This is a genomic window from Oceanisphaera submarina, from assembly GCF_046521305.1.
Classification (GTDB): Bacteria; Pseudomonadota; Gammaproteobacteria; order Enterobacterales; family Aeromonadaceae; genus Oceanimonas; species Oceanimonas submarina.
Genome location: NZ_JBKGFN010000002.1, coordinates 94,207 through 118,996, shown reverse-complemented (window position 1 = coordinate 118,996; position 24,790 = coordinate 94,207). Strand labels below are relative to the sequence as shown.

Genomic DNA, 24,790 nt, shown 5'->3' with positions numbered 1-24,790 from the left:
GGAAATAACCGATGTTTGAGATCCTCAAAACCCGGGCGCCCATTCGCTTCATGCATTACTCGAAGGCGGCGACGGTTGTGTCGCTGGCCTTGATAACACTGTGCTTTTTCAGCCTCTTTACCAGAGGGCTGAACTGGGGCCTGGACTTCACCGGCGGTACCGTGGTCGAAGTCGCCTTCGAGCAGGCGGTCGAGCTGGACGTGGTACGTAATAACCTCGAACAGGTTGGTCTGTCCGGTGCAACGGTACAGAACTTCGGTACCAGCCGGGATGTGCTGATCCGCCTGGCTCCTCAGGAAGGCGTAGATGTGCAGCAGCAGGGCGAGTCGGTGATGGCAGCCATGCAGCAGACTTCGGCTGCGGTCGAGATGAAGCGGCTGGAGTTTGTCGGCCCCGCCATCGGTGCCGAGCTGGCGGAGCAGGGCGGTCTGGCCATTCTGGTGGCCTTGCTCTGTATCCTGCTGTATGTCGGTATGCGCTTCGAATGGCGTCTGGCTTCCGGTGCCGTGTTGTCACTGGCCCACGATGTGATCATTACCCTTGGTGTCTTCTCCTGGATGCAAATCGAGGTGGATCTGACCATAGTGGCGGCCTTGCTGACGGTGGTGGGCTATTCGCTCAACGATACCATAGTGGTGTTCGACCGGGTGCGTGAAAACTTTCGGCGGGTGCGCAATACCAGTACCGCCGAGGTGTTTAACGAGGCGATTACCGAAACTCTGAGCCGAACCCTGATCACCTCGGCCACTACCCTGGTCGTGGTGATAGCCCTGTTCCTCAAGGGGGGGGCGCTGATCCACGGTTTTGCCACCGCCTTGCTGCTGGGCATCGGCTTCGGTACCTATTCTTCCATCTATATTGCCAGTGCCTGGGCCATGCTGCTCGGGGTACAACGGGAGCATATGCTGCCACCGCAGATAGAGAAGGAAGGGGCGGATCAAGAGTCGTTACCCTGACAGCATGATACCAAAGGGGCCCGGCGGGCCCCTTTTTGTTGTGAAATGCATTTGCAACATGACAAATGTCGTGGAGCTGCATAACATGTGGTCATAATAAGACAAGTTCGGAGCCGTCTTGAACGACAGATTATTGTTCGCTCCTTTAGCCCTTCTTGGTTTCATGCTGGTCGGCTGCAGCGCACCTCGAGTAGTCACTCCCACTCTGGTGTTGCCGGTACCCATGCAGGTTTCCTATGAAAGTGAGCTGGGGATTGCCCGCCTGGGGCAAATGCTGAATTCACCGGGGTTGACGCCGGAGCAACGTGCCGAGTTGTTTTTTCAGCGCGGCGTGGTATTCGACAGGGTGGGCCTGAGGGCCATGGCCCGGCTGGACTTTAACCGGGCCTTGCGGGAGAGGCCCGATTTTGCCGATGCCTATAACCTCAACGGTGTCTACCTGACTCAGAATCAGGAGTTCGACGAAGCCTATGAGGCCTTCGACTCGGCCCTGGAGCTGGCGCCGGATTATGCCTACGCCAACCTGAACCGGGGCATCGCCCTTTATTACGGCGGTCGTCCCACTCTGGCGGCGCGGGATCTGAAAACCTTCCTGGATGAAGATCCCGCCGATCCTTATCGGTTACTATGGTGGTATCTGGCGCTGGAGCAGTCGGATCACGAAGCGGCGCTTGATGCCTTGCGCAGCCATCGGCAGATCCACGGTGCCGACGAGTGGGCCTGGGATATCGTCAATGTCTATCTGGGGTCGATGAGCGATGAAGAGTTGCTCAACCGGATCGCGGAAGAAAGCGAGGATAATCAGGAGCTGGCCGAACGCCTGTGCGAAGCTTATTTTTACCTGGCGAAGCAGGCCCAACGCAATGAGCAACCGGAGCAGGCGCTGGTCTATTTCAAGCTGGCGCTGGCAACCAATATCTACGACTTTGTCGAGCATCGCTATGCACTGTTGGAGCTTGATCTCATCGGCGAGCAGGCTCGGCTCAAGCGTTAAAAGCAGCAGATCCCCTTGGCCTCTTCGAAGCTCCGGCATCGTCTGTTTGTGATGCCAACAGCTAACTCGGGCGTCAGAAGAGGCAGCAGGGATTGACTCATACCAAACTGATTAAATAACTGATCTATTTGGTTGCTCTGTAAAGGTCGGACAAAGGGCCAGCTCCGCCGACACGCCGAGAATACCTCCATGTAGGCTCAGCCGCACCATCCGTGGTGCGGATGGTGCGGCTGAGCAGATCCCTTTGTCCTCCCTGATGCCGCAGAGTCATCTGTTGGCACTGTCTACAGGCAACTCGAAGCTCAGGAAGAGGCAACAGAGACGACCTCCCACGAGCGTGAAATGCAGGGATGGCATTTCCGAGCCCTCAGGGATGAGTTTATGGCGTGTCGTGGGAGGCGGCTGTGTTGCCTCTTTATCCCACTGGCTGGTTTCCCCACTGAAATCGATCCGTAACCACCACCATCACAAACCCGAGCCGCAAGTGGTCCGGGCAGCTGAACGCTGATGGCCTAAGGCTTACAGCTGTCTTCGACTGTGCTAGAATCCTGCGCCTTAAGCACCCTTGGATCTCATGAATATGCTTGAGCAAATTCGCATCGTGTTGGTCAATACCTCACATACCGGCAATATCGGCTCTGCCGCCCGCGCCATGAAAACCATGGGCCTGGGCGAGCTGTGGCTGGTCGATCCGGTCAGCACGCCAGACAGCCAGGCCGTTGCCCTGGCCGCCGGCGCCAACGACATACTGGGTAGCGCCCGCATAGTGCCTACCCTGGCCGAGGCCGTGGCCGATTGTGGCCTGGTCATCGGTACCAGTGCCCGTTCGCGTACCTGGTCCTGGCCCATGCTGGATGCCCGGGAAGCGGGTGAAAAAGCCATGGCCGAAGCCCCTCGTCACAAGGTAGCGCTGGTGTTCGGCCGGGAACGTACCGGGTTGAGTAACGACGAGTTGCAGCAGTGCCATTTTCATGTGGCCATTCCTGCCAACCCGGAATACAGCTCACTCAACCTGGCGATGGCAGTACAGACCCTGAGTTACGAAGTGCGCATGGCCTGGCTGGCGCGCGCGCAGGGAGAGGGTGCCTTAACCGAGATGGAACAGGACTATCCCTTGTCCGAAGATCTGGAACGCTTCTATCAGCATCTGGAGCAAACCCTGCTGGAAACCGGTTTTATCATCAAGCCCCATCCGGGACAGGTTATGACCAAATTGCGACGTCTGTTTAACCGGGCGCGACCGGAAGGTTACGAGCTGAACATACTACGCGGTATCCTGACATCGGTGCAGAAAAAGGGTCGCTAGCGGGCGCCGAATAGCCGAGTTTTCCGGTCGGTCTTATACTTGACTGAAACACTCGGGTATGACACCCTGAGCCCATGTCTGGAAACGGTTTAATCACATGAGACTGACATCAAAAGGACGTTATGCGGTAACTGCCATGCTGGATGTGGCATTGCACGGCGAAGCCGGCCCCGTGTCCTTGGCCCATATATCCGAGCGTCAGGGTATTTCCCTGTCTTACCTCGAGCAGTTGTTCGCCCGTTTGCGCAAGCAGGGGCTGGTCAGCAGTGTACGTGGTCCCGGTGGCGGTTACCTACTGGGGATGAAGCCTGCCGCCATTTCGGTGGGGGCGGTCATCGCTGCCGTCGACGAGTCGGTGGATGCCACCAAGTGTCAGGGCAAAGGGGACTGCCAGAGTGGTAACCAGTGCCTGACCCATTCGCTCTGGTGTGCGCTCAGTGATCGGATCAGCAATTTTCTCGACGGGATCAGCCTGGCCGAGCTGGTTGACCAGCAAGAGGTTCGGCAGATTTCCGAGCAGCAAGACAGTAATCTGAGCCTGTTGACTCTGGACTAGCCCGAGTAGCAGCAAGTGAGCCTGAAACATTCAATTTTAAATGTCGATGACAAGACTGCCGAACAGGGCAGCGTTGGAACGGAGAATATGATGAAACTGCCCATTTATCTCGACTATGCGGCTACCTGCCCGGTAGACCCTCGCGTCGCCGAAAAAATGATGCAATGCCTGACTCAAGACGGTATTTTCGGTAACCCTGCTTCCCGCTCGCACCGCTTCGGCTGGCAGGCGGAAGAACTGGTCGATATTGCCCGCAATCAGATTGCAGACCTTATTAACGCCGATCCTCGCGAAATCGTGTTCACCTCCGGTGCAACCGAATCCGATAACCTGGCCATCAAGGGTATTGCCAATTTTTACGGTAAAAAAGGTAAGCATATCATTACCTCCAAGACCGAGCACAAGGCAGTATTGGATCCCTGCCGTCAGCTGGAGCGTGAAGGTTTCGAAGTCACCTATCTCGAGCCCCAGCCCAACGGCCTCTTCACCCTGGCACAAATCGAAAATGCCATGCGTGATGACACCATCTTGGTGAGCATCATGCATGTGAACAACGAAACCGGCGTAATTCAGGACGTCAAGGCCATCGGCGAACTGTGCCGCAGCCGCAAAATCATGTTCCATGTGGACGCCGCCCAGAGCGCCGGCAAGACCGACATTGACGTGCAGGACATGAACATCGATCTGCTGTCTTTGTCTGCCCACAAGGTTTACGGTCCCAAGGGCATCGGTGCGCTTTACGTTTGCCGCAAGCCGCGCGTTCGTCTGGAAGCCCAGATGCACGGTGGCGGTCACGAGCGCGGCATGCGCTCCGGCACCCTGGCCACCCACCAGATCGTCGGCATGGGTGAAGCCTTCCGCATCGCCAAAGAAGAAATGCACGCCGAAGGCGAGCGTATTCTGGCGCTGCGCAACCGTCTGTATGACGGTGTAAAGGGCATCGAAGAAGTCTATGTCAACGGCGATCTGGAACAGCGGGTACCGGGTATTTTCAACATCAGTTTCGCCTATGTAGAAGGTGAGTCGCTGATCATGGCACTGAAGGATCTGGCGGTTTCTTCCGGTTCGGCCTGTACCTCGGCCAGCCTGGAGCCTTCCTATGTATTGCGTGCCCTGGGACTGAACGACGAGCTGGCACACAGCTCCATCCGCTTCAGCATCGGCCGTTTCACCACAGAAGAACAGATTGACTACGCCGTGGGCCTGGTCAACGAGGCCATCGGTCGTCTGCGCGACATGTCTCCGCTGTGGGAAATGTTCAAGGACGGAATAGATCTGGATCAGGTTGAATGGGCACACCATTAAGGTGTCTAAATCATTGAAGCATGGGTGAGGAACTAAATCATGGCTTACAGCGAAAAAGTAATAGATCACTATGAAAACCCCCGTAACGTCGGTGGTTTCGACAAGAATGATCCCAACGTAGCGACCGGTATGGTCGGTGCGCCGGCCTGTGGCGACGTGATGAAGCTGCAGCTGAAGATCAGCGACGATGGCATCATCGAAGACGCCAAGTTCAAGACCTACGGCTGTGGCTCTGCCATCGCCTCCAGCTCGCTCATCACCGAGTGGGTAAAGGGCAAGAACCTGGACGAAGCAGCCAGCATCAAGAATACCCAGATTGCGGAAGAGTTGGCCCTGCCGCCGGTGAAAATCCACTGCTCCATTCTGGCAGAGGATGCCATCAAGGCAGCAATCGACGATTACAAGAAGAAGAAAAACCTGGCGTAAGACGGAGACACCATGGCGATCACCATTACCGATGCGGCTGCACAGCGGGTGCAGACTTTTCTGAACAACAGAGGCAAGGGCCTGGGACTGCGGCTGGGGGTCAAGACCTCCGGTTGCTCCGGCCTGGCCTATGTGCTGGAATTCGTCGACGAACTGTCCGAAGGCGACCAGGTGTTCGAGCATGGCGAGGTCAAGGTGATCGTCGACAGCAAGAGTCTGGTGTATCTGGACGGTACCGAACTCGACTTCGCGAAGGAAGGCCTGAACGAGGGCTTTAAATTCAACAACCCCAATATCGACGGGGAATGTGGTTGCGGCGAAAGCTTTAACGTTTAAGGACCCCGGCATGAACTACTTCGAGCTGTTTGGCTTACCGGCAGAGTTTGCCCTCGACAGCCAGACACTGGCCGACACCTATCGCCAGCTGCAGATGCAGTTCCATCCCGACAAGTTTGCCTCCCGCCCCGAGCGGGAGCGCCTTCAGGCGGTACAGCGTGCCGCCCATATCAATGATGCGTTCACCACCCTCAAGCACCCCCTGAACCGTGCCGAATATCTGCTGTCCTTGCAGGGGATCGACATCCGTGCCGAGCAACAGACCCTGAAGGATCCGCTGTTTCTGATGCAACAGATGGAATGGCGTGAGCAGATGGAAGAGATTGACGGTGCTCAGGATGTGTTTGGCGCCATCATGGCGTTTGATCGGGAACTGCAACAGGCGTCTGCCGAATACTATGCCGAGCTCGAGCAACAGCTCGGCTCGTCCCTGTGGCCGGATGCTGCCGATACGGTGCGTAAACTTAAATTCATGACCAAGCTGCATGCCGAACTCGAACGTTTGGAAGATGCGCAGCAGGAATTCTGAACCTCATGGCATTACTACAAATTTCCGAGCCGGGCCAGAGCGCGGCTCCTCATGAACACAAGTGGGCAGTCGGTATCGATCTCGGTACCACCAACTCGCTGGTAGCCGTGGTACGCAGCGGCCTGCCCGAAACCCTGTCCGATGAGCAGGGGCGCGATTTGCTGCCCTCTGTGGTGCATTACACCCAGGAGGATCTGCGGGTTGGCCATGACGCCAAACGCGAGGCCGAGTTTGATCCGCAGCACACCATAGCCTCGGTGAAACGGCTGATGGGCAAGGCCCTGGCGGATATTCCCCGCCATCGGCTGCCCTATGCCTTCAAGGAAACCGGCAATGGTGTTATCGAGCTGGACACGCCTCAGGGGTCGGTCAATCCGGTACAGGTGTCGGCCGAGATCCTGAAAACATTGGCACAAAGAGCCGAGCACAGCCTGGGCAACCCGATACAGGGCGCCGTGATCACAGTGCCGGCCTATTTCGACGATGCCCAGCGACAAGGCACCAAGGACGCGGCCCGGCTGGCCGGGCTCGAGGTGCTGCGGCTGCTCAACGAGCCTACCGCCGCCGCCATTGCCTATGGCCTGGACTCCGGTCAGGAAGGGGTGATTGCGGTCTATGACCTCGGCGGCGGTACCTTCGATATCTCCGTGCTTCGTCTGCACAAGGGCGTGTTCGAGGTGCTGGCCACCGGCGGTGATTCCGCCCTGGGCGGCGATGATTTCGACCATGCGCTGGCCGACTGGATCCAGCAACAGGCCAACATCACCGAGCTGAGCCCGACCCAGCAACGTAACCTGCTGGACGCGGCCTGCGCCGCCAAGCAGGCACTGACCGACAGCGATACCGTGTCGGTCAGCTGGGCAGGCTGGCAGGGTGTCCTGAGTCGCGCCGACTTCGATGCGCTTATCCTGCCCTGGGTCAACAAGACGCTGATGGCCTGTCGCCGGGCGCTGAAAGATGCCGGTGTCACCGCCGACGAAGTGCGGGAAGTGGTGATGGTCGGCGGCTCGACCCGGGTACCGCTGGTACGTGAGCGAGTCGGCGAATTTTTCGACCGCGAGCCCCTGACCAGCCTGGATCCCGACAAGGTGGTCGCCATCGGCGCGGCCATTCAGGCCGATGTGCTGATCGGCAACAAGCCGGACAGCGACATGCTGCTGCTGGACGTGATACCGCTGTCGCTGGGGCTGGAAACCATGGGGGGCCTGGTGGAGAAGATCATTCCCCGTAACACCACGATACCGGTGGCCCGGGCCCAGGAGTTCACCACCTTCAAGGACGGTCAGACTGCCATGGCCATTCATGTGGTGCAGGGTGAACGCGAGCTGGTAGCCGATTGCCGTTCCCTGGCTCGCTTCAACCTGACCGACATACCGCCCATGGCTGCCGGTGCCGCCCATATTCGCGTTACCTTTCAGGTGGATGCGGACGGTCTCTTGTCGGTCAGCGCCATGGAAAAATCCTCCGGGGTGCAGGCCGCCATCGAGGTGAAACCCTCTTACGGCCTGAACGAAGAAGATATAGCCACCATGCTGACCGCGTCTTTTGAACATGCCAAAGAAGACATCGACGCTCGTATGCTGGCCGAACAGAAAGTGGAGGCGGCGCGGGTGATTGAAAATATCGTCAGCGCCCTGGCCACTGACGGTGACGAACTGCTCAGCGAGCAGGAACGCGCCGACATCCTGGCCTCTGTCGAGTCGCTGCAGCGCAGCGTCGAAGGGCAGGATCTGGCAGCCATCAAGGTGGCGATAGAAGAAACCGATAAGCAAACGGCCGATTTTGCCGCCCGTCGTATGGATGCTTCCATTCGCCGGGCGCTGGCCGGTCAACGTGTGGATAAGGTGTAACGATGCCGAAGATTGTTTTTCTGCCCCATGCAGAGCTGTGCCCCGAAGGGGCGGCTCTTGAGGCCAAACTGGGTGAAACCGTGCTGGATGTGGCCCTGCGCAATGGTATCGACATTGAGCACGCCTGCGAAAAGTCCTGCGCTTGTACTACCTGTCATGTCATAGTGCGGGAAGGCTTCGACTCGCTGGAAGAAAGCTGCGAGCTGGAAGACGATATGCTGGACAAGGCCTGGGGACTCGAGCCCGAGTCGCGCCTGGGGTGCCAGGCCCGGGTAAGCGATGAGGATCTGGTGGTCGAGATCCCCAAATATACCGTGAACATGGTATCCGAAGGTCATTGATCAGGAGGGTGTATGAGTCTTAAATGGACCGACAGTCGTGATATAGCACTGGAGTTGATGGAGGCTTATCCGGAGACGGATCCGAAAACGGTGCGTTTTACCGATCTGCATCAGTGGATCTGCGAACTGGAAGACTTTGACGACGATCCAGCCCATTCCAGCGAACGCATCCTCGAGGCCATCATCATGGTCTGGATGGATGAATATGAATAAAGCCGTGAGTTGTCAGTTACCCGAGTGGTTGACGGGTGTGTTTATGGTTTCTGGTTTTGCAGACGCCGGTTTGTCCGGCACAAACCGGTAAACGTCGCGGAATCTATAAGCACAGCGCAGAGCCCGCACCGCGATTGCGTTATTTACAGCTTACCGTTGTTTTTGAGCCACAGTTCTGCTGTGGCTTTTGCCGTTTTTCAGTCGACAGAATAAGGAATGCTCATGTCTGCAATGATGAATGTCGTACTCTGTGCCGAAAACGCCCCAACCCTGTGGGGCGACAAGGCGCTGTTGAGTTTTAAGGATGATGAAGCATGGGTGCATGTGCCCGACGCCGCCGAACGGGAACGCAAGGCGCAACAGGCCGGGCGCAAACTCGATGCCATGGGCATCAAGGCGGTACGGCTGAGCGGCGATGGCTGGCAGCTGGAAAGTCGCTGGGCCTTCGCCCAGGGCTTCTACAATGCCCGTGGCGGTCAGCGGCTGGAGTGGGGCGAGACGGCGGCGGATGAGCTGGCCGAGCTCGAGGCGCGTAACCGGTCTTCACGTTGGGTACGGAAGATGATAAACGGTACCCCGGAAGAGGTGTATCCTGCCTTCCTGGCCGCCGAGGCAGGCAAGTTCATCCAGTCACTGGCCCCCAATGCAGTCACTTATCGTACCTACAGCGGCGAGCAGCTCAAGGATCTGGGTTATGTAGGTATCTATGAAGTCGGCCGGGGCAGCGAACGTCCTCCGACCCTGCTGGAGCTGGACTTTAATCCGACCGGCAAGGCCGATGCGCCGGTTGCCGCCGCACTGGTGGGCAAGGGGATTACCTTCGATTCCGGCGGTTACAGCATCAAGTCGTCCGACGGCATGGCGGTGATGAAGTCCGACATGGGTGGTGCCGCCACCGTGACCGGGGCCCTGGCGCTGGCCATTCAGCGTGGCCTGCAGCAGCGGGTCAAGCTGTTCCTGTGTTGTGCCGAAAACCTGGTCTCGGGCCATGCTTTCAAGCTGGGCGACATTCTCACCTACAAGAACGGCATTACCGTCGAGATCCTCAATACCGATGCGGAAGGCCGGCTGGTGCTGGCCGATGGCCTGCTGGCGGCGGGCGCCACTGGTGCACCCTTTATTCTCGATGCGGCTACCCTCACCGGTGCCGCCAAGATGGCACTGGGCCGGGATTACAATGCCGTGTTCAGCATGGACGAAGCGCTGGCCCAGAGCACGGTACAGGCGGCACGGGCCGAATACGAGAAGGCCTGGCACCTGCCGCTGGAACCCTTCCATGTAGGCCAGCTGACCTCGTCCTTTGCCGACATGGCCAATATTCACGGCGGTGAAGGTATGGCCGGAGCGTCTACTGCGGCGGCCTTTCTGTCGCGTTTCGTCCCGGAAAGCGATTGCCAGTGGGTGCACATGGATCTGGCCGGTTCTTACCAGAGGTCGGCCAATGATCTGTGGGCGGCCGGTGGCAAGGGCCACGGCGTGCGCACCATCGCCGCCATGTTGGCCCAGGTGTGTGAAGGGAAATACTAAGCGTTAACAGCTCCGGCATGAGACTAAGAGTCTGTAATATGGCGGCAACAGAGGCAACACAGCCGCCTCTCACGACACGCCATGAACCCATCCGTGGGGGCTCGGAAATACCGTCCATGGTATTTCACGGTCGTGAGAGACCTTCTCTGTTGCCTCTCTTCGGCACCGGAGCTGATCGTTGGCAACGCCGAAGCTTCAAGGGAGGACAAAGGGATCTGCTCCGCCGACCATCACATGACAGGGATGTCATGTGCTGAGTGTCACATGGAAGTGCTTGAGCGAGTTGGCGGAGCGGGCCCTCTGTCCGATAGTCGATGCACCGGCCTTTGGCTAACTTAGGGTGCAATTAAATTACTCGGCAATGGTGTTAACTTGGGCCGGCTTTACGTATAATTCCGCGCGATTATTCCGTCCTATTGATTATTTAAGGAACACACATGGCTATCGAACGTACTTTTTCCATCATCAAGCCTGATGCCGTAGCAAAGAACCTGATCGGTGCCATCTATCACCGTTTTGAAACTGCCGGCCTGAAAATCGTTGCCGCCAAAATGGTACACCTGAGCCAGGAACAGGCTGAAGGTTTCTACGCCGAGCACAGCGAGCGTCCTTTCTTCAAGGCGCTGGTTAGCTTCATGACTTCCGGCCCGGTAATGGTTCAGGTTCTGGAAGGCGAAAACGCCGTACTGCGTCACCGTGAAATCATGGGCGCCACCAACCCGGCCGACGCCCTGGCCGGTACCCTGCGTGCCGACTACGCCGACAGCATCGACGAAAACGCCGTACACGGTTCCGATGCCGCCGCTTCTGCCGCGCGCGAAATCGCTTATTTCTTCAGCGATGAAGAACTGTGCCCGCGCACCCGTTAAGGGATAGCGTCAGGTGAATAAAAAAGGAGCTTCGGCTCCTTTTTTTGTGTCTGGCATTCGGCGGTGATGAACCTTTTGTTAATTTTGTATGCGCTTAGTGTAAAAATTGTTTACATTAATTTTTACATAAATCATTATATTAGTCGTGGTTATCGTGTACATAATATAAACATGCAGGGAGCAACTAATGACTACAGAATCATCGGCCCGCCCTTCACAGGCCCGTCCAGAAGATGAAAACCTCGGCGTTGGCGCCAACGTCGCTTACGGCTTTCAGCACGTACTGACCATGTATGGCGGCATTATCGCCGTACCGCTTATCGTGGGTCAGGCCGCCGGCCTGGGCTCGGCAGAAATCGGCATGCTGATCGCCGCCTCCTTGTTTATTGGCGGTATTGCCACCTTGCTGCAGACCATGGGGCTGCCCTTCTTCGGCTGTCAGCTGCCGCTGGTGCAGGGTGTGTCTTTCGCCAGTGTGGCGACCATAGTGGCCATCGTCACCTCGGGCGGGGGCTTGCCGTCGGTGTTTGGCGCCGTGATTGCCGCGTCTGTGATTGGTTTCCTGATCACGCCCATCTTTTCCAAGATCATCAAATTCTTTCCGCCCCTGGTAACCGGGGCCGTGATCACCACCATAGGTCTGACCCTGATGCCAGTCGCGGCGCGCTGGGCCATGGGGGGCAACAGCAGAGCCGAAGATTTCGGCAGCATGACCAACATAGGCCTGGCCGCTTTGACGCTGGCCATGGTGCTGGTGTTGAGCAAGCTGGGTAATGCGGCCATCAGCCGCCTGTCCATTCTGCTGGCCATGGTGTTCGGTACCCTGGGTGCCTGGGCCATGGGGCTGGTCGATTTCTCCCGCGTGCTGGAAGGTCCTGTCTTTGCCTTTCCTACGCCTTTTCACTTCGGCGCACCGGTGTTTGAAGTCGCGGCCATTATCTCGATGCTGATCGTGGTGCTGGTGATTCTGGTAGAAACTTCTGCCGACATCCTGGCTGTGGGTGACATCATCGATACCAAGGTCGACTCTCGTCGTCTGGGGGATGGCCTGCGTGCCGACATGATCTCCAGTGCCGTGGCGCCCTTGTTTGGTTCCTTCACCCAGAGCGCCTTCGCCCAGAACGTGGGCCTGGTGGCGGTAACCGGCGTCAAGAGCCGTTATGTGGTGGCCTTTGCCGGTCTGATCCTGATGACGCTGGGCCTGATGCCCATCATGGGGCGCGTGATTGCCACCGTACCTACCGCCGTATTGGGGGGGGCCGGCATCGTGCTGTTCGGCACCGTGGCCGCCAGTGGTATCCGTACCCTGGCCAAGGTGAGCTATCACAACAACATGAACCTGATTATCGTGGCCACCTCTATCGGTTTCGGCATGCTGCCGATAGCGGCACCTTCTTTCTACCATGACTTCCCGGACTGGTTTGCCACCATCTTCCATTCCGGCATCAGCTCCACCGCCATCATGGCCATACTGCTGAACCTGTTGTTCAACCATGTGAAAGCGGGCAACTCGGATAAACAGTCGGTCTTCTCTGCCGGTACCGAGCGCACCATCCGTCAGGAAGACATCGCCTGCCTGAGCGAAGGGGATTACTTCACCGATGGCAAGCTGTTCGATGCGGAAGGTAATGAAGTCACCATCGAAAACTGCAAGAAGGCCCGCCCTGCAGCCAGGGCGGTGGGGAATAAACCGATTACGGGTCACTGAGCCTGAACCTCCTTGCCGGTGTTGAGGGGGAGTCGATGAAAGGAATATGACGGCGGATCATGCCGTCGACCAATATTGCCAACCAAGCCGCCTATCATCAGGCGGCTTTTTATTTTCGGTGTGGTTTCACCCGCGCTAAGGGCGGCGCCACTGGCAACCGCATGCTAAATTCTGTACAATTTCGCGCCCTGTGGGCTCTGGTCAGAAAGCGAGAGGCAACCGATGAGTGAAACAAAAGTAAACCTGCTGGATCTGGATCGTGACGGCATGCGTGCGTTCTTTAATGAACTGGGCGAGAAACCGTTCCGGGCCGATCAAGTGATGAAATGGATCTATCACTTCGGTTGTGACGACTTCGAGCAGATGACCAACATCAACAAGGTGCTGCGCGGCAAGCTGCAGCAGCAGGCCGAGATCCGTGCGCCGGAAATCAGCGTCGAGAAAAAATCCGCCGACGGCACCATCAAGTGGGCCATGCAGGTCGGCGGTCAGGAAGTGGAAACCGTCTATATTCCCGATGGTGACAGAGCCACCCTGTGCGTGTCTTCCCAGGTCGGCTGTGCCCTGGACTGTAAATTCTGTTCTACTGCCCAGCAGGGCTTCAACCGCAACCTCAAGGTGTCCGAGATCATCGGCCAGGTGTGGCGTGCCGCCAGCCGGGTAGGCTTTGTGCGTGACTCGGGCCGCAAGCCGATCACCAATGTGGTGATGATGGGCATGGGCGAGCCGTTGCTCAACCTGAACAATGTGGTACCGGCGATGCGCCTGATGCTGGAAGACTATGGCTTCGGCCTGTCCAAGCGTCGGGTGACCCTGTCTACCTCCGGTGTGGTACCTGCGCTGGACAAGATGGGTGACATGATTGACGTGGCCCTGGCGGTCTCGCTGCATGCGCCGAACGACAAGCTTCGCTCCGAGATCATGCCGATTAACGACAAGTACAATATTGCCACCCTGCTCGACAGCGTGCGCAACTACATATCCAAGTCTAACGCCAACCACGGCAAGGTCACCATAGAGTATGTGCTGCTCGATCATGTCAACGACGACATGCAGCATGCCCATGAGCTGGCCGAGCTGTTGAAAGACTTGCCCTGCAAGATCAACCTGATTCCGTTCAACCCCTTCCCGGGTAATGATTACGAGAAACCAAGCAACAGCCGTATCGATCGCTTCAACAAGGTGTTGATGCAATATGGCAACACCGTCACCATTCGCAAGACCCGCGGCGATGATATTGATGCCGCCTGCGGTCAGCTGGTAGGGGATGTGATTGACCGGACCAAGCGCACCATGAAAAAACGGATGCAGGAACAAAGTATATCCGTCACAATGGTTTAAGAATAAAAACCATTGGTGTAAAGGGAATGCGAACGCTTACTCTGTTGCCGGCGTTACTGATGGGAGCCATCCTGAGTGGTTGTGTTCATGAAACCACCTATTTGTCTGATGGACGTCAGTCTCGGGAAGTGATGTTCAAGCCGTCGGAAGCGGCTTTAACTCGAATGAATCTTGGTTTGGCATATTTACGACGGGGGGATACGGAGCAGGCCAAGTTCAATCTTGACCGGGCCCTGGCCCTGGATCCTCGCAATGCCGATGTTCATCTCGCTCGCGCCTGGTTTTATCAGTCTGTATCCGATTATGAGCAGGCAGAGAACAGTTACCGTCGGGTGCTGAAGCTGGATCCCCATCATGGCGATGGGCTGAATAATTACGGTGTTTTTCTGTGTGGCCGGGAACGTTTCGACGAAGCTGATGTCATGTTCAGGGGAGCGATAGTGTCATCTGGCTATGTGCAGGTGGCCGACAGCTACGAAAATGCGGCCATGTGCGCCATACGAGCTGGCAAATCAGAGGTCGCACTAGACTATTTCAGGCGAGCACTGGAATACAGTCCGGGCAGATCGAAAGCCCTGCTGGGGGCGGCAGAGCTGCTGGCAGAGCAGGGTGATGACGGTGATGCACTCGAGTATCTTGCCCGCTACCGGGACGAGCATCAGCCCAGTGCACAGAGTTTATGGTTAACAGTGCGTACGGCAGAAGCACAAGGCAGTGTGGCGCAAGCCCAGCTGGCCGGTGCCGAGCTGATACGGTTATTTCCGGATTCAGAACAGGCCAGGCGATTCCTATCAAATGACTATTAACGAAGCAGACCCTCAGCCTCAGGCTGAAACAGTGGCAACTCCCGGTCCCGGGGCCCTGTTGCGAGAGGCCAGAGAGGCCAAAGGCTGGACCCAGGCCGAAGTGGCTCGTCGTCTTAATCTAAGGCTGGCGGTGATTGAGTCTATCGACGGTGATCAATACAAGGCCGGTGTTGCCCTCACCTTTCTGCGCGGCTATGTAAAAGCCTATGCCAAGGTAGTGGGCGTCAAGGAGCAGGAGGCACTGGCCGCTTTCGACAGCATGAGTGGCATCGAGCAGATCAAGACCGCCGCTCCTATGCAGAGCTTTTCCAGAAAGACCCGGCAGCAGGCCAGCGACAACTGGCTCAAGCGGATCAGCTGGCTGGTGCTGTTTGGCCTGCTGGGATCACTGGTTTACTGGTGGTGGCAGGACAGCGGTGTCAACTACATGGAGTCTGGCCTGGACTCCAATGCCCGGCAACAGGAAGAGCCGGTAGCAGAAGCGGATATTCCGCTGGTTACGCCCCAATTGACGCTGCCGGCAGCCCCGGCAGCGGATGATGTCGATGCCACGGCGGAGGCAACCCCCGACGCCCCGGCACCCGATGCCACAACAGGCGACAACACGGTAGCAGAGGCTACCGGGCCGGCGGCAGAACCGGCTACGGTTGCCATTGCCGAGTCTGCCACGCCGGTGGCCGATCCCCGGCTGCTGGCCATGAACTTTACCGATGACTGCTGGATCAAGGTGACCGACAGCCGTGGCCGGGTACTGGCCGAAGGGATGCAAAAGGCCAGTCAGGCCCTTAGCCTGAAGGGGGAGCCACCCTTTCGTCTGATCCTGGGCGCCCCCCATGCCGCCAGCGTCGAGTATCTGAACAAGGCGGTGGATCTGTCCTCCTTTAGCGCCGGCCGGGTAGCCCGCCTGACCGTACCGAAATCCTGATTAACGCAAGAGTAAATGATGTCCCTACATGAAACCCCCATAGTTCGTCGCCTATCCAAACAAATTCGAGTTGGCTCCGTGCTGGTGGGGGGTGATGCCCCCATCAGCGTACAGACCATGACCAACACCCTGACCACGGACGTGGCGGCGACCCTGGCCCAGATCCGGGCGGTGGAAAAGGCTGGCGCAGACATAGTGCGGATATCGGTGCCGACCATGGAGGCGGCAGAGGCCTTCAAGCTTATTCGTGCCGGTACCACAATGCCGTTGGTGGCCGATATTCACTTCGATTATCGCATCGCCCTGCAGGTGGCCGAATATGGCGCCGATTGTCTGCGCATCAATCCGGGTAACATAGGCCGTGAAGACAGAGTTCGTGCCGTGGTGGACTGTGCCCGGGACAAGGGTATTCCCATTCGTATCGGGGTCAACGGCGGTTCGTTGGAAAAGGATCTGCAGGAAAAATACGGCGAGCCAACCCCGGCGGCGCTAGTGGAGTCGGCGCTGCGTCATGTGGAGATCCTGGACCGCCTCAACTTCGATCAGTTCAAGGTCAGCGTCAAGGCGTCGGATGTGTTTCTGGCCGTCGGCGCCTACCGGGAACTGGCCCGCCAGATAGAGCAGCCGTTGCACCTGGGTATCACCGAAGCCGGTGGTTTTCGCAGCGGTGCGGTCAAGTCCGCCATCGGTCTGGGCATGTTGCTGGCCGAGGGCATCGGCGACACCCTGCGTATCTCGCTGGCCGCCGATCCGGTGGAAGAAATCAAGGTCGGCTTCGATATTCTCAAGTCCCTGCGCATTCGTTCCCGGGGCATCAACTTTATCGCCTGTCCGTCCTGCTCTCGTCAGGAGTTTGATGTGATCAGCACCGTCAACGAGCTGGAAAGCCGGCTCGAGGACATAGTGGTGCCGATGGACGTGTCCATTATCGGCTGTGTGGTCAACGGCCCCGGTGAGGCCCTGATCTCCGATCTCGGTCTGGCTGGCGCCCAGCGCAAGAGCGCCTTGTACGACGGCGGCGAGCGCGTGGGGCGGCTCGATAACACCAACCTGGTGGACGAGCTGGAAAGCCGTATCAGGGCCAAGGTCGCCATGATGGACCCGGCCGCTCGTATTCCGGTGCAGGACAAAAACTGAGGCTTCGTGCACAAGCGGACACTACTGCTCTCACACCGACACGCCATAAACCCATCCTTGGGGCTCGGACATGCCATCCCTGGCATGTTACGGTCGGCTTAGAGAGCAGCAGAATCCGCTTTACAAGCTTTGCGGCATTGCCTGTAGCATTCAATTTTCTTTAAGCCGTCAACCATAGAGATATTTTCGTGGCCAAACAGATTCAAGCAATTCGTGGAATGAACGACTGCCTGCCGGAACAAACCCCGGCCTGGCAACAGGCAGAAGCGGTACTGCGTGACCTCATGCGTGCCTATGGTTACGCCGAAGTGCGCATGCCCGTCATGGAAGTCACCGGCCTGTTCAAGCGGGCCATCGGCGAAGTCACCGACGTGGTCGAAAAGGAAATGTATACCTTCGACGACCGCAACGGCGACAGCATGACCCTGAGACCCGAAGGCACCGCCGGCTGTGTGCGTGCCGGTATCGAACACGGCCTGCTCTACAACCAGGAACGCCGCATGTGGTACATGGGCCCCATGTTCCGCTACGAACGTCCCCAGAAGGGCCGTTATCGTCAGTTCCATCAGTTTGGGGTAGAGGTGTTCGGCCTGCAGGGGCCGGACATCGACGCCGAACTGATCATGCTTACCGCCCGATTGTGGAAGACGCTTGGCGTCAGCGAACACCTGGTGCTGCAACTGAACAGCCTGGGTCAGCCCGAAGAACGGGCCGAATACCGCCAGGCGCTGGTGGCTTATCTGGAACAGCATAAAGACCAGCTGGACGAAGACTGCCAGCGTCGACTGTATACCAACCCTCTGCGGGTGCTGGACAGCAAGAACCCGGAAGTTCAGGCGCTGCTGCAGGAAGCACCGGTACTCGGCGACTACTTCGGTGAGCAGACCCGGGCCCACTTCGAGGGATTGAAGGCGTTGCTGACATCAGCCGGCATCGGCTTCGAAATCAACCCCCGTCTGGTGCGTGGTCTGGACTATTACAACCTGACCGTATTCGAATGGGTCACCGAGAGTCTGGGTGCCCAAGGTACCGTCTGTGGCGGTGGCCGTTACGATGGTCTGGTCGAACAGCTGGGTGGCCAGGCCACGCCTGGCGTCGGTTTTGCCATGGGGATGGAACGACTGGTGCTGCTGCTGGAAACCCTCAACCAGGTTGAAGCACAGCCGGCGCTGGCCGATGTGTATCTGGCGATGATGGGCGACAACAGTCAGGTAGCGGGTTTTGCCCTGGCCGAGCAGTTGCGTGATCAACTGCCGGGTCTGCGGGTGATGAGCCACTGTGGCGGCGGCAATTTCAAGAAACAGCTGAAGCGGGCGGACAAGAGCGGGGCGGGCATCGCCCTGATCTTGGGTGAAGATGAAATAGCCCGGGGCGAAGTGACCGTCAAGTATCTGCGTGGCCAGGGCGAGCAACAGACGCTGGCGGTTAACGACATGATTGAACAGCTCAAGAAGGGGATCTAAGTGGATATCAACAGTACGGAAGAGCAGCAGCTGGAAACTCTCAAGCGCTGGTGGATGGAGTATGGCAAGTCCATCATCCTGGGCGCCGTGATTGGCCTGGGTGGTTTGTTTGGCTGGCGTTACTACCAGAATCATCAGATTGAGACGCGTGCCGCCGGTGCCGATGCCTTCGCTCTGGTAAGCGAGCAGCTGGCGACGAAAGGCCCTGCGGCCTTTGACGAGACCGCCGCCTTCGTCGAACAGAATCAGGGTAACAATTACGGCGAACTGGCGGCGCTGCTGCTGGCGGCCGAGGCGGTGAAGGTCAATGATCTTGAACTGGCTCAACAACAGCTGGAGCTGGCTCTGGCCGGCACCCAGGATGCGGCACTGAGCGATACCATTCGTCTACGCCTGGCCCGGGTGTTACTGGCGCAGAACGAGCTGGCCGGGGCCCAGTCCTATATTGATGCCATCGAGGCCGATGCCTTCGGCGCCCAGCGCAGCGAAATTCAGGGCGACCTCTTTATGGCCGAAGGCAACGCCGATGATGCCCGTGATGCCTATCGTGCGGCGCTGGATGCGGGCGGGCTGACCAATAATCCGGGGCTGCAGCTGAAACTCGACAATCTGGCGGTGTCTGCCGAGCTGAGTGATGAGGAATGAGCATGCGTAAACCATTGACCCTGATGTTACCCCTGATGTTGGGGCTGGGCCTGAGCGCCTGTTCCAGCCAGCCAGAGGTCGCGCCGGCAAACCCCCTGCCGGACGTCAAGAATATCCTGGATACCAAGCCTCGCTGGACGACCTCGGTCGGCAATGGCGTCGGTGACTTCTATTCCCAACTGAGCCCTGTAGTCGATGGCGAACGGGTGTTCGCCGCCTCCCGGGACGGGGTACTGGCCTCCTATGAGAGCGAGAGCGGTGATCGACAGTGGCAGTTGCGGCTGGACAAACTGGATATCAACGACAATCAGCGTAGCCCGCGTATCTCCGGTGGTCTGACTGCGGCCTACGGCAACCTCTATTTTGGTTCCGAGAACGGTATCGTCTATGCGGTATCACAGTCTGAAGGCAAGCTGCTCTGGACCCGAGAAGTGCCCGGTGAGGTGCTGGCCGCCCCGGCGGTAGACGAAGGCAAGGTGGTAGTGCATACCAGCGCCGGTAATCTGGTGGCGCTGGATGCGGCCAGCGGTGAACAGCAGTGGCAATTGCGTAACGAGCAGCCCAGCCTGACCCTGCGCAGCATGGCCACGCCGGTCACGGTAGGTGGCGCCGTGCTCTACGGCCGGGCCGATGGTCGTCTGGGCGTAGCGCTGCTGGCCAATGGTCAGCCGGTGCGAGATACCCGTATTGCCAGCCCTCGCGGTGCCACCGAGCTGGAGCGCATGGTCGATGTGGCCGCGAAACCGGTGATTCTGGGCGATATCCTGTTCACTATCGCTTATAATGGCCAATTGACCGCCCATCAGCTGATTTCGGGGCAGGAATTGTGGAAGCGTCAGTATCAGGGCTCTCAGGATCTGAGTACCGATGGTCGCCAGCTCTATATCAGTGACAGCCGCAGTCATCTGTTTGCGGTGGATGCGCGCAGTGGCATGGAACTATGGTCGAATACCGAGCTGGAAAATCGCCAGCTGACGGCCTCGACCGTGTTCGGTGATTATCTGGTGGCAGGCGACGGTGAGGGTTATCTGTACTGGTTTGATCGTCAAAGCGGCGTGCTCAAATCGTTGCAGCGTATCGACAGCGAGGGGCTGTATGTGGCTCCTGTCGTGGCCGGCGATACCCTTTATGTGCAAAGCCGCGGCGGAGATCTGGTGGCCATAGGCCAGCCTTGATCCCGGCGGAAGTGACACACCGGCTCCTGATCTCGGATCAGGAGCCGTTATTGTTTTTTGGAGACTGATTTTATGATGCCAGTAGTGGCTCTGGTGGGCCGCCCCAATGTGGGCAAATCCACCCTGTTTAACCGCCTGACCCGCACCCGTGATGCGCTGGTGGCGAACTTTCCCGGCCTGACCCGGGATCGTAAATATGGCCAGGCCAAGATTGGCGAGCTGGAATTCATCGTGGTCGACACCGGTGGTATCGACGGCACCGAAGAAGGCATAGAGCTGAAAATGGCCGAGCAGTCTCTGGCGGCCATCGACGAAGCGGATGTGGTGTTGTTCATGGTCGATGCCCGCGCCGGCCTGACCACGGCCGATGAAGCCATCGCCGCCCACCTGCGTCGCTGTCAGAAAGACACCCTGCTGGTGGTGAATAAAACAGATGGTATCGACGCCGATTCAGCCGTCAGCGAATTTTATCAGCTGGGACTTGGTGAGCTCTATCCCATCGCCGCCTCCCACGGTCGAGGCGTGTTGAGCCTGCTGGAAACGGCGTTGGCTCCCCAGCTCGAAGAGCTGGCCGCCGAGGCTGAGGCTCAAGCCACTGCCGAAGCGGACGATGCCGAAGCCGATGAATTCGATTTCGAGCAGGTGGACTTCGATAGCGACGACATCGATAGCGTCATCGAGGCGATGGACAAGATTGATGCCGCAGAGGCGGTGCCGTTTGAAGACTTGCCGATCAAGCTGGCCATCGTCGGTCGCCCCAACGTGGGCAAGTCCACCCTGACTAACCGTATTCTCGGTGAAGACCGGGTCGTGGTGTACGACATGCCGGGTACCACGCGCGACTCCGTTTATATTCCGATGAAGCGGGACGAGCAGGACTATATCCTGATCGATACCGCCGGGGTACGCCGCCGCGGCAAGGTACATGAGACCGTCGAAAAGTTTTCGGTGATCAAGACCCTGCAGGCGATAGAAGACGCCAACGTGGTGCTGCTGGTGCTGGATGCCCACGAGGGGATTTCCGATCAGGATCTCAGCCTGCTGGGTTTCGTGCTCAACGCCGGCCGCAGCATAGTGCTGGCGGTCAACAAGTGGGATGGCCTGAATCAGGACGTGAAGGAAGACATCAAACGCGAGCTGGACCGTCGCCTCGGTTTCATCGACTTTGCCCGCCTGCACTTTATCTCGGCGCTGCACGGCAGCGGTGTGGGCAACCTGTACGGCTCAGTGGTGGAGGCCTACCAATCGGCCACCAAGCGGGTCAATACCTCCATGCTGACCCGCATCATGATGATGGCGCAGGAAGATCACCAGCCGCCGCTGGTACGTGGCCGCCGGGTCAAGCTCAAGTACGCCCATGCGGGGGGGTACAACCCGCCGCGCATCATAGTGCACGGCAACCAGGTCAAGGATCTGCCGGAGTCCTATAAGCGTTATCTGATCAACTATTTCCGTCGCTCCCTGCAGGTGATGGGTACCCCGATCCGGGTCGAGTTCAACGAAGGTGCCAATCCCTTTGAGGGCATCAAGAACAAGCTGACCGAAACCCAGATACGTAAACGTAAACGCATGATGCGCTTCAACAAGAAAAAATAATCACTCAAACGCCGGCTTAGCCGGCGTTTTTTATCGAAAAGCCTGAGAGAGGCGAGAAGCGTCAAATAAGCACTGCCAGCCGATTTCGGATTGACTCCTCACGTAAAATTCTTGGTCTAGTATGGATAGCAGGGGTCATGGGGCCCTGTATGGATAACAGGAGGTTTTATGTACAGTTCACTGTTGGTGGCCGTGGACGGCTCTGAACACGGCAGAAAGGCGTTGACACTGGCCTGCCATCTGGCGAGGCTGGACGATGCCACGCTGCATATTCTGCATGTGCCCGAGGTCCTGCCCCATGAAGCGACCCTGATCTGGGGCATAGGTGCCGTAGCCATCGGAGATGAACTCAAGGAAATGGATGCGGCTGGCAAGAAAGTGATCGCCGGTGCCGAAGCCGAGGCTCGAAAACTCGGTGCGATCCATGTCCAGACTCATATAGCGGGGGGTGAGCCGGCGCGGGCCATTATGCAGCGGGCGAAGATACTCGGTGTCGATGTGATAGTGATGGGCTGTCGTGGACTGGGGGATCTGGCTGGCTTGATGATGGGCAGCGTGTCACACAAGGTGAGTCATGGTGCCAAATGTGGGGTTATTACGGTACGGTAATGGTCAAGATCTGATAGTTCATGGCCAGGCAGGGCATGGAGTACAGGTGCGGGTTGACGGCGGCGTCAGGCCGCCGGTTCTATGTCGGTTGGGATCAGAAAATAGGCATTGTTACGGCGCAGTATCTTGCGGCGAACATCCTGCAGCAGTATCTTGCGGCGGGGCGACCAGCTCGCCGGCTTGCGCTGTTTCAACAGGGTGCGTCTTCGTTTCAACATTATTGTGAATTCCTCTTTAAATCGATACCGCACTATCGGCGACATACATGATATGCAGTCGGCAATATATTGCGGTGTTACGGCACTAGGGCCTGTTGACCTTTCGTGGTGACATCTTGTTCGCGTTAAACGCGTTGTTATCGAGCGTATGGGGGGAGCCTAGCCATGCTAAGCAAAGCCCTCTCAACAAAGAAAAAAACGCGTTTAGCCGAACCCGCAGGGCAGCGCTTGTAGGGCCTTGTCGCTGCGTTATCGCTCACTTATGCAGAATGACTAGATGACATAAGCGTTGCCTTGTATCAAGCCCCACCAACTGTTGCAAAAATCATCTCGAAAGGCCAACAGACCCTTAATATCAGGTTGAGCTGTCCGGGTAAAGTGACATTATTGTTAACTTTCCGGTTCTGCAGATAAACTCTCATGCTGGGCGGTCAGTCCCAGGTCTGTACCTGGGTTGTCTTTCCACAGCAGGCTCTGATAATACTGGCGGATATTGTTAACAAACTGCTGTGTCTCCCGGCCCCGGGCATAACCGTAGCGGGTTTTGCTGTACCATCTGGGCTGATGCAGCAGCGGCAGATTTTCTTTTACCGCGGCCCAGGAGTCGGGATCCTGCTCGCGGAGTCTGGTCAGTCGGCGGGCATCCAGCAGGTGTCCCAGACCGATATTGTAGGCGGCCAGCGCAAACCAGACTCGTTCATCTTCGGGAATGGCGTCCGGCAATCGTTCCATTAGCGAAGAAAGATACCGGGCGCCGCCACTAATGCTTTGTTCCGGGTCCAGCCGGTCGGAAACACCCACTTGCCTGGCGGTGTCTTCGGTCAGCATCATCATGCCACGCACGCCGGTATAGGAGCGGGCCTGCGGATCCCAATGCGACTCCTGATAGCTGATGGCCGCGAGCAGACGCCAGTCCAGCTCCCCCGCATAACGTTCAAACAACGGCTGGTAGTCGGGCAGTATGGTTTCCGTTCGGCGCAAAAAGGTGCGGGTATCGACGTAGTCGAAGCTTTGCACATGACCGAAGTATTTTTCATTCAGTCGTGCCAGAGTGCCGGTCTCCTGTTGATGGTCGAAAAAGGTCAGCATCCGGCCGAGCAGGCTGTCGTCGTCCCCCTGGTCCAGCACCCAGGCCACCGGCTGCGGCTCTCCCAGAGTAAAGGCGGCCTCTATATTGGGATAATAGCGTTGGGTGCGGGCCAGCAGAATATCGGCCACCAGAGTATGGTCGGTCCGGCCTTCGGCCACCTGGCGCAGCAGATCTTCTGCGTCCGTGTCCCGGCGGGTTTCCCAGTGCAGGGTGGGTAACTCCTGTTGCAGCAGGTGTAGCGATTCGGCTTGGCTAGAGCCTGCGAGTACCCGGATTTCGCCTTCGATCTGTTCTGGCCCCCGGGGCCGGGAGTTGCCCTTGCGATACACCAGGGTCTGGGCGATGTCGTAATAACTGGGACCAAAGCGATATTGTTGACGCCGCTGTGGGGTGATGGTCAGGCCGGCGGCCAGCATGTCTACCTGGCCCGTGTCGAGCAGGGTAAAGAGCTCGTCCAGGCTATAGGCGGGGATCATGGTCAGCTCCACGTCCAGCGAGTCGGCAAAGAGCCGCGTCAGCTCGTAATCCAGGCCTTCTTCCTGACCGTCGCGCAAAAAGTAATAGAGCGGATGATAGAGAGTGCCGACCCGCAAGGCTCCTCGAGACTGGATTTGCTCCTGCTGGGTCTGGCGTTTATCGTGAAAATCACAGCCCGCCAGAGCCAGCAAACTCAGCAACAGGGGGGCTCTGAAAAGCATCAGTAACAGGCGCAAAAGCGAGTCCTCAGTCAATACAATCGGCATTTTATAGCAGAAGTTGACCACTTCGTCAGGCAATGCCTGTTCTTTTCGGGGTGTTCAGCGGGATAAGGTTCCGGAAATGAGCGTCGACAGGGCAGGGGTGTAAACCTATAATACCGCCAATTTCTC

At 57.9% G+C, this 24,790-nt stretch carries 25 protein-coding genes; 23 read left to right on the top strand and 2 right to left on the bottom strand.

Annotated features, from left to right (window positions below):
* Positions 1–11: 11 nt before the first annotated feature.
* The 23 genes from secF (at position 12) to ACLEIV_RS03075 (ending at position 22,613) form a co-directional block, all read left to right on the top strand.
* On the top strand, positions 12–956 hold the full coding sequence (secF, locus tag ACLEIV_RS03185) for a protein translocase subunit SecF (protein ID WP_410455210.1): 945 nt from the start codon (positions 12–14) through the stop codon (positions 954–956).
* A 118-nt stretch (positions 957–1,074) separates the two neighbouring features.
* Positions 1,075–1,950 carry a lipoprotein NlpI gene (gene nlpI, locus ACLEIV_RS03180; RefSeq protein ID WP_410455209.1) on the top strand — a complete coding sequence of 292 codons (876 nt, stop codon included), beginning with the start codon at positions 1,075–1,077 and terminating at the stop codon, positions 1,948–1,950.
* Between the two features lie 580 nt (positions 1,951–2,530).
* Complete coding sequence (trmJ, locus tag ACLEIV_RS03175) at positions 2,531–3,256, top strand: tRNA (cytosine(32)/uridine(32)-2'-O)-methyltransferase TrmJ (RefSeq protein WP_410455208.1); 726 nt, start codon at positions 2,531–2,533, stop codon at positions 3,254–3,256.
* Between the two features lie 97 nt (positions 3,257–3,353).
* Complete coding sequence (iscR, locus tag ACLEIV_RS03170) at positions 3,354–3,812, top strand: Fe-S cluster assembly transcriptional regulator IscR (protein ID WP_410455207.1); 459 nt, start codon at positions 3,354–3,356, stop codon at positions 3,810–3,812.
* Positions 3,813–3,902: 90 nt separating this feature from the next.
* On the top strand, positions 3,903–5,117 hold the full coding sequence (locus ACLEIV_RS03165) for an IscS subfamily cysteine desulfurase (RefSeq protein WP_410455206.1): 1,215 nt from the start codon (positions 3,903–3,905) through the stop codon (positions 5,115–5,117).
* Positions 5,118–5,156: 39 nt separating this feature from the next.
* Entirely contained in the window at positions 5,157–5,543 is a 387-nt protein-coding gene (iscU, locus tag ACLEIV_RS03160; protein ID WP_410455205.1) for a Fe-S cluster assembly scaffold IscU, read from the top strand.
* A 12-nt stretch (positions 5,544–5,555) separates the two neighbouring features.
* Positions 5,556–5,879 (top strand): iron-sulfur cluster assembly protein IscA, encoded by a 324-nt coding sequence (iscA, locus tag ACLEIV_RS03155; protein WP_104485303.1) that lies wholly within the window; start codon positions 5,556–5,558, stop codon positions 5,877–5,879.
* A gap of 10 nt (positions 5,880–5,889) precedes the next feature.
* Positions 5,890–6,408, top strand: coding sequence for a co-chaperone HscB (hscB, locus tag ACLEIV_RS03150; RefSeq protein WP_410455204.1), 519 nt, complete (start codon positions 5,890–5,892; stop codon positions 6,406–6,408).
* 5 nt (positions 6,409–6,413) lie between these two features.
* Complete coding sequence (hscA, locus tag ACLEIV_RS03145; RefSeq protein ID WP_410455203.1) at positions 6,414–8,258, top strand: Fe-S protein assembly chaperone HscA; 1,845 nt, start codon at positions 6,414–6,416, stop codon at positions 8,256–8,258.
* A 2-nt stretch (positions 8,259–8,260) separates the two neighbouring features.
* The gene (gene fdx / locus ACLEIV_RS03140) at positions 8,261–8,599 is read left to right on the top strand and encodes an ISC system 2Fe-2S type ferredoxin (protein WP_071471225.1); all 339 of its coding nucleotides are present in this window, start codon (positions 8,261–8,263) and stop codon (positions 8,597–8,599) included.
* 12 nt (positions 8,600–8,611) lie between these two features.
* Entirely contained in the window at positions 8,612–8,812 is a 201-nt protein-coding gene (gene iscX, locus ACLEIV_RS03135) for a Fe-S cluster assembly protein IscX (protein ID WP_104485299.1), read from the top strand.
* Between the two features lie 222 nt (positions 8,813–9,034).
* A complete protein-coding gene (gene pepB, locus ACLEIV_RS03130) occupies positions 9,035–10,339 on the top strand; it encodes an aminopeptidase PepB (protein WP_410455202.1) in 1,305 nt (434 codons plus the stop codon).
* A 437-nt stretch (positions 10,340–10,776) separates the two neighbouring features.
* On the top strand, positions 10,777–11,208 hold the full coding sequence (gene ndk, locus ACLEIV_RS03125) for a nucleoside-diphosphate kinase (RefSeq protein WP_298715563.1): 432 nt from the start codon (positions 10,777–10,779) through the stop codon (positions 11,206–11,208).
* Between the two features lie 187 nt (positions 11,209–11,395).
* Entirely contained in the window at positions 11,396–12,916 is a 1,521-nt protein-coding gene (locus tag ACLEIV_RS03120) for a nucleobase:cation symporter-2 family protein (RefSeq protein WP_410455201.1), read from the top strand.
* A 222-nt stretch (positions 12,917–13,138) separates the two neighbouring features.
* The gene (gene rlmN, locus ACLEIV_RS03115) at positions 13,139–14,257 is read left to right on the top strand and encodes a dual-specificity RNA methyltransferase RlmN (protein WP_410455200.1); all 1,119 of its coding nucleotides are present in this window, start codon (positions 13,139–13,141) and stop codon (positions 14,255–14,257) included.
* 26 nt (positions 14,258–14,283) lie between these two features.
* On the top strand, positions 14,284–15,063 hold the full coding sequence (gene pilW / locus ACLEIV_RS03110) for a type IV pilus biogenesis/stability protein PilW (protein WP_410455199.1): 780 nt from the start codon (positions 14,284–14,286) through the stop codon (positions 15,061–15,063).
* 31 nt (positions 15,064–15,094) lie between these two features.
* Positions 15,095–15,988: a RodZ domain-containing protein gene (locus tag ACLEIV_RS03105; RefSeq protein WP_410455198.1), complete on the top strand. Its 894-nt coding sequence runs from the start codon at positions 15,095–15,097 to the stop codon at positions 15,986–15,988.
* Between the two features lie 18 nt (positions 15,989–16,006).
* Entirely contained in the window at positions 16,007–17,125 is a 1,119-nt protein-coding gene (ispG, locus tag ACLEIV_RS03100) for a flavodoxin-dependent (E)-4-hydroxy-3-methylbut-2-enyl-diphosphate synthase (protein ID WP_410455386.1), read from the top strand.
* 188 nt (positions 17,126–17,313) lie between these two features.
* Positions 17,314–18,588: a histidine--tRNA ligase gene (hisS, locus tag ACLEIV_RS03095; protein WP_410455197.1), complete on the top strand. Its 1,275-nt coding sequence runs from the start codon at positions 17,314–17,316 to the stop codon at positions 18,586–18,588.
* Positions 18,589–19,233, top strand: coding sequence for a YfgM family protein (locus ACLEIV_RS03090; protein WP_410455196.1), 645 nt, complete (start codon positions 18,589–18,591; stop codon positions 19,231–19,233).
* Positions 19,234–19,235: 2 nt separating this feature from the next.
* The gene (bamB, locus tag ACLEIV_RS03085) at positions 19,236–20,408 is read left to right on the top strand and encodes an outer membrane protein assembly factor BamB (RefSeq protein ID WP_410455195.1); all 1,173 of its coding nucleotides are present in this window, start codon (positions 19,236–19,238) and stop codon (positions 20,406–20,408) included.
* 72 nt (positions 20,409–20,480) lie between these two features.
* Positions 20,481–22,004 carry a ribosome biogenesis GTPase Der gene (gene der / locus ACLEIV_RS03080; RefSeq protein WP_410455194.1) on the top strand — a complete coding sequence of 508 codons (1,524 nt, stop codon included), beginning with the start codon at positions 20,481–20,483 and terminating at the stop codon, positions 22,002–22,004.
* Between the two features lie 168 nt (positions 22,005–22,172).
* Positions 22,173–22,613: a universal stress protein gene (locus ACLEIV_RS03075; protein ID WP_410455193.1), complete on the top strand. Its 441-nt coding sequence runs from the start codon at positions 22,173–22,175 to the stop codon at positions 22,611–22,613.
* A gap of 65 nt (positions 22,614–22,678) precedes the next feature.
* Here the strand turns inward: ACLEIV_RS03075 and ACLEIV_RS03070 are convergent, their stop codons facing one another.
* Entirely contained in the window at positions 22,679–22,831 is a 153-nt protein-coding gene (locus ACLEIV_RS03070; protein ID WP_410455192.1) for a hypothetical protein, read from the bottom strand.
* Between the two features lie 390 nt (positions 22,832–23,221).
* Positions 23,222–24,664: a membrane-bound lytic murein transglycosylase MltF gene (gene mltF / locus ACLEIV_RS03065; RefSeq protein WP_410455385.1), complete on the bottom strand. Its 1,443-nt coding sequence runs from the start codon at positions 24,662–24,664 to the stop codon at positions 23,222–23,224.
* Positions 24,665–24,790: the final 126 nt, after the last annotated feature.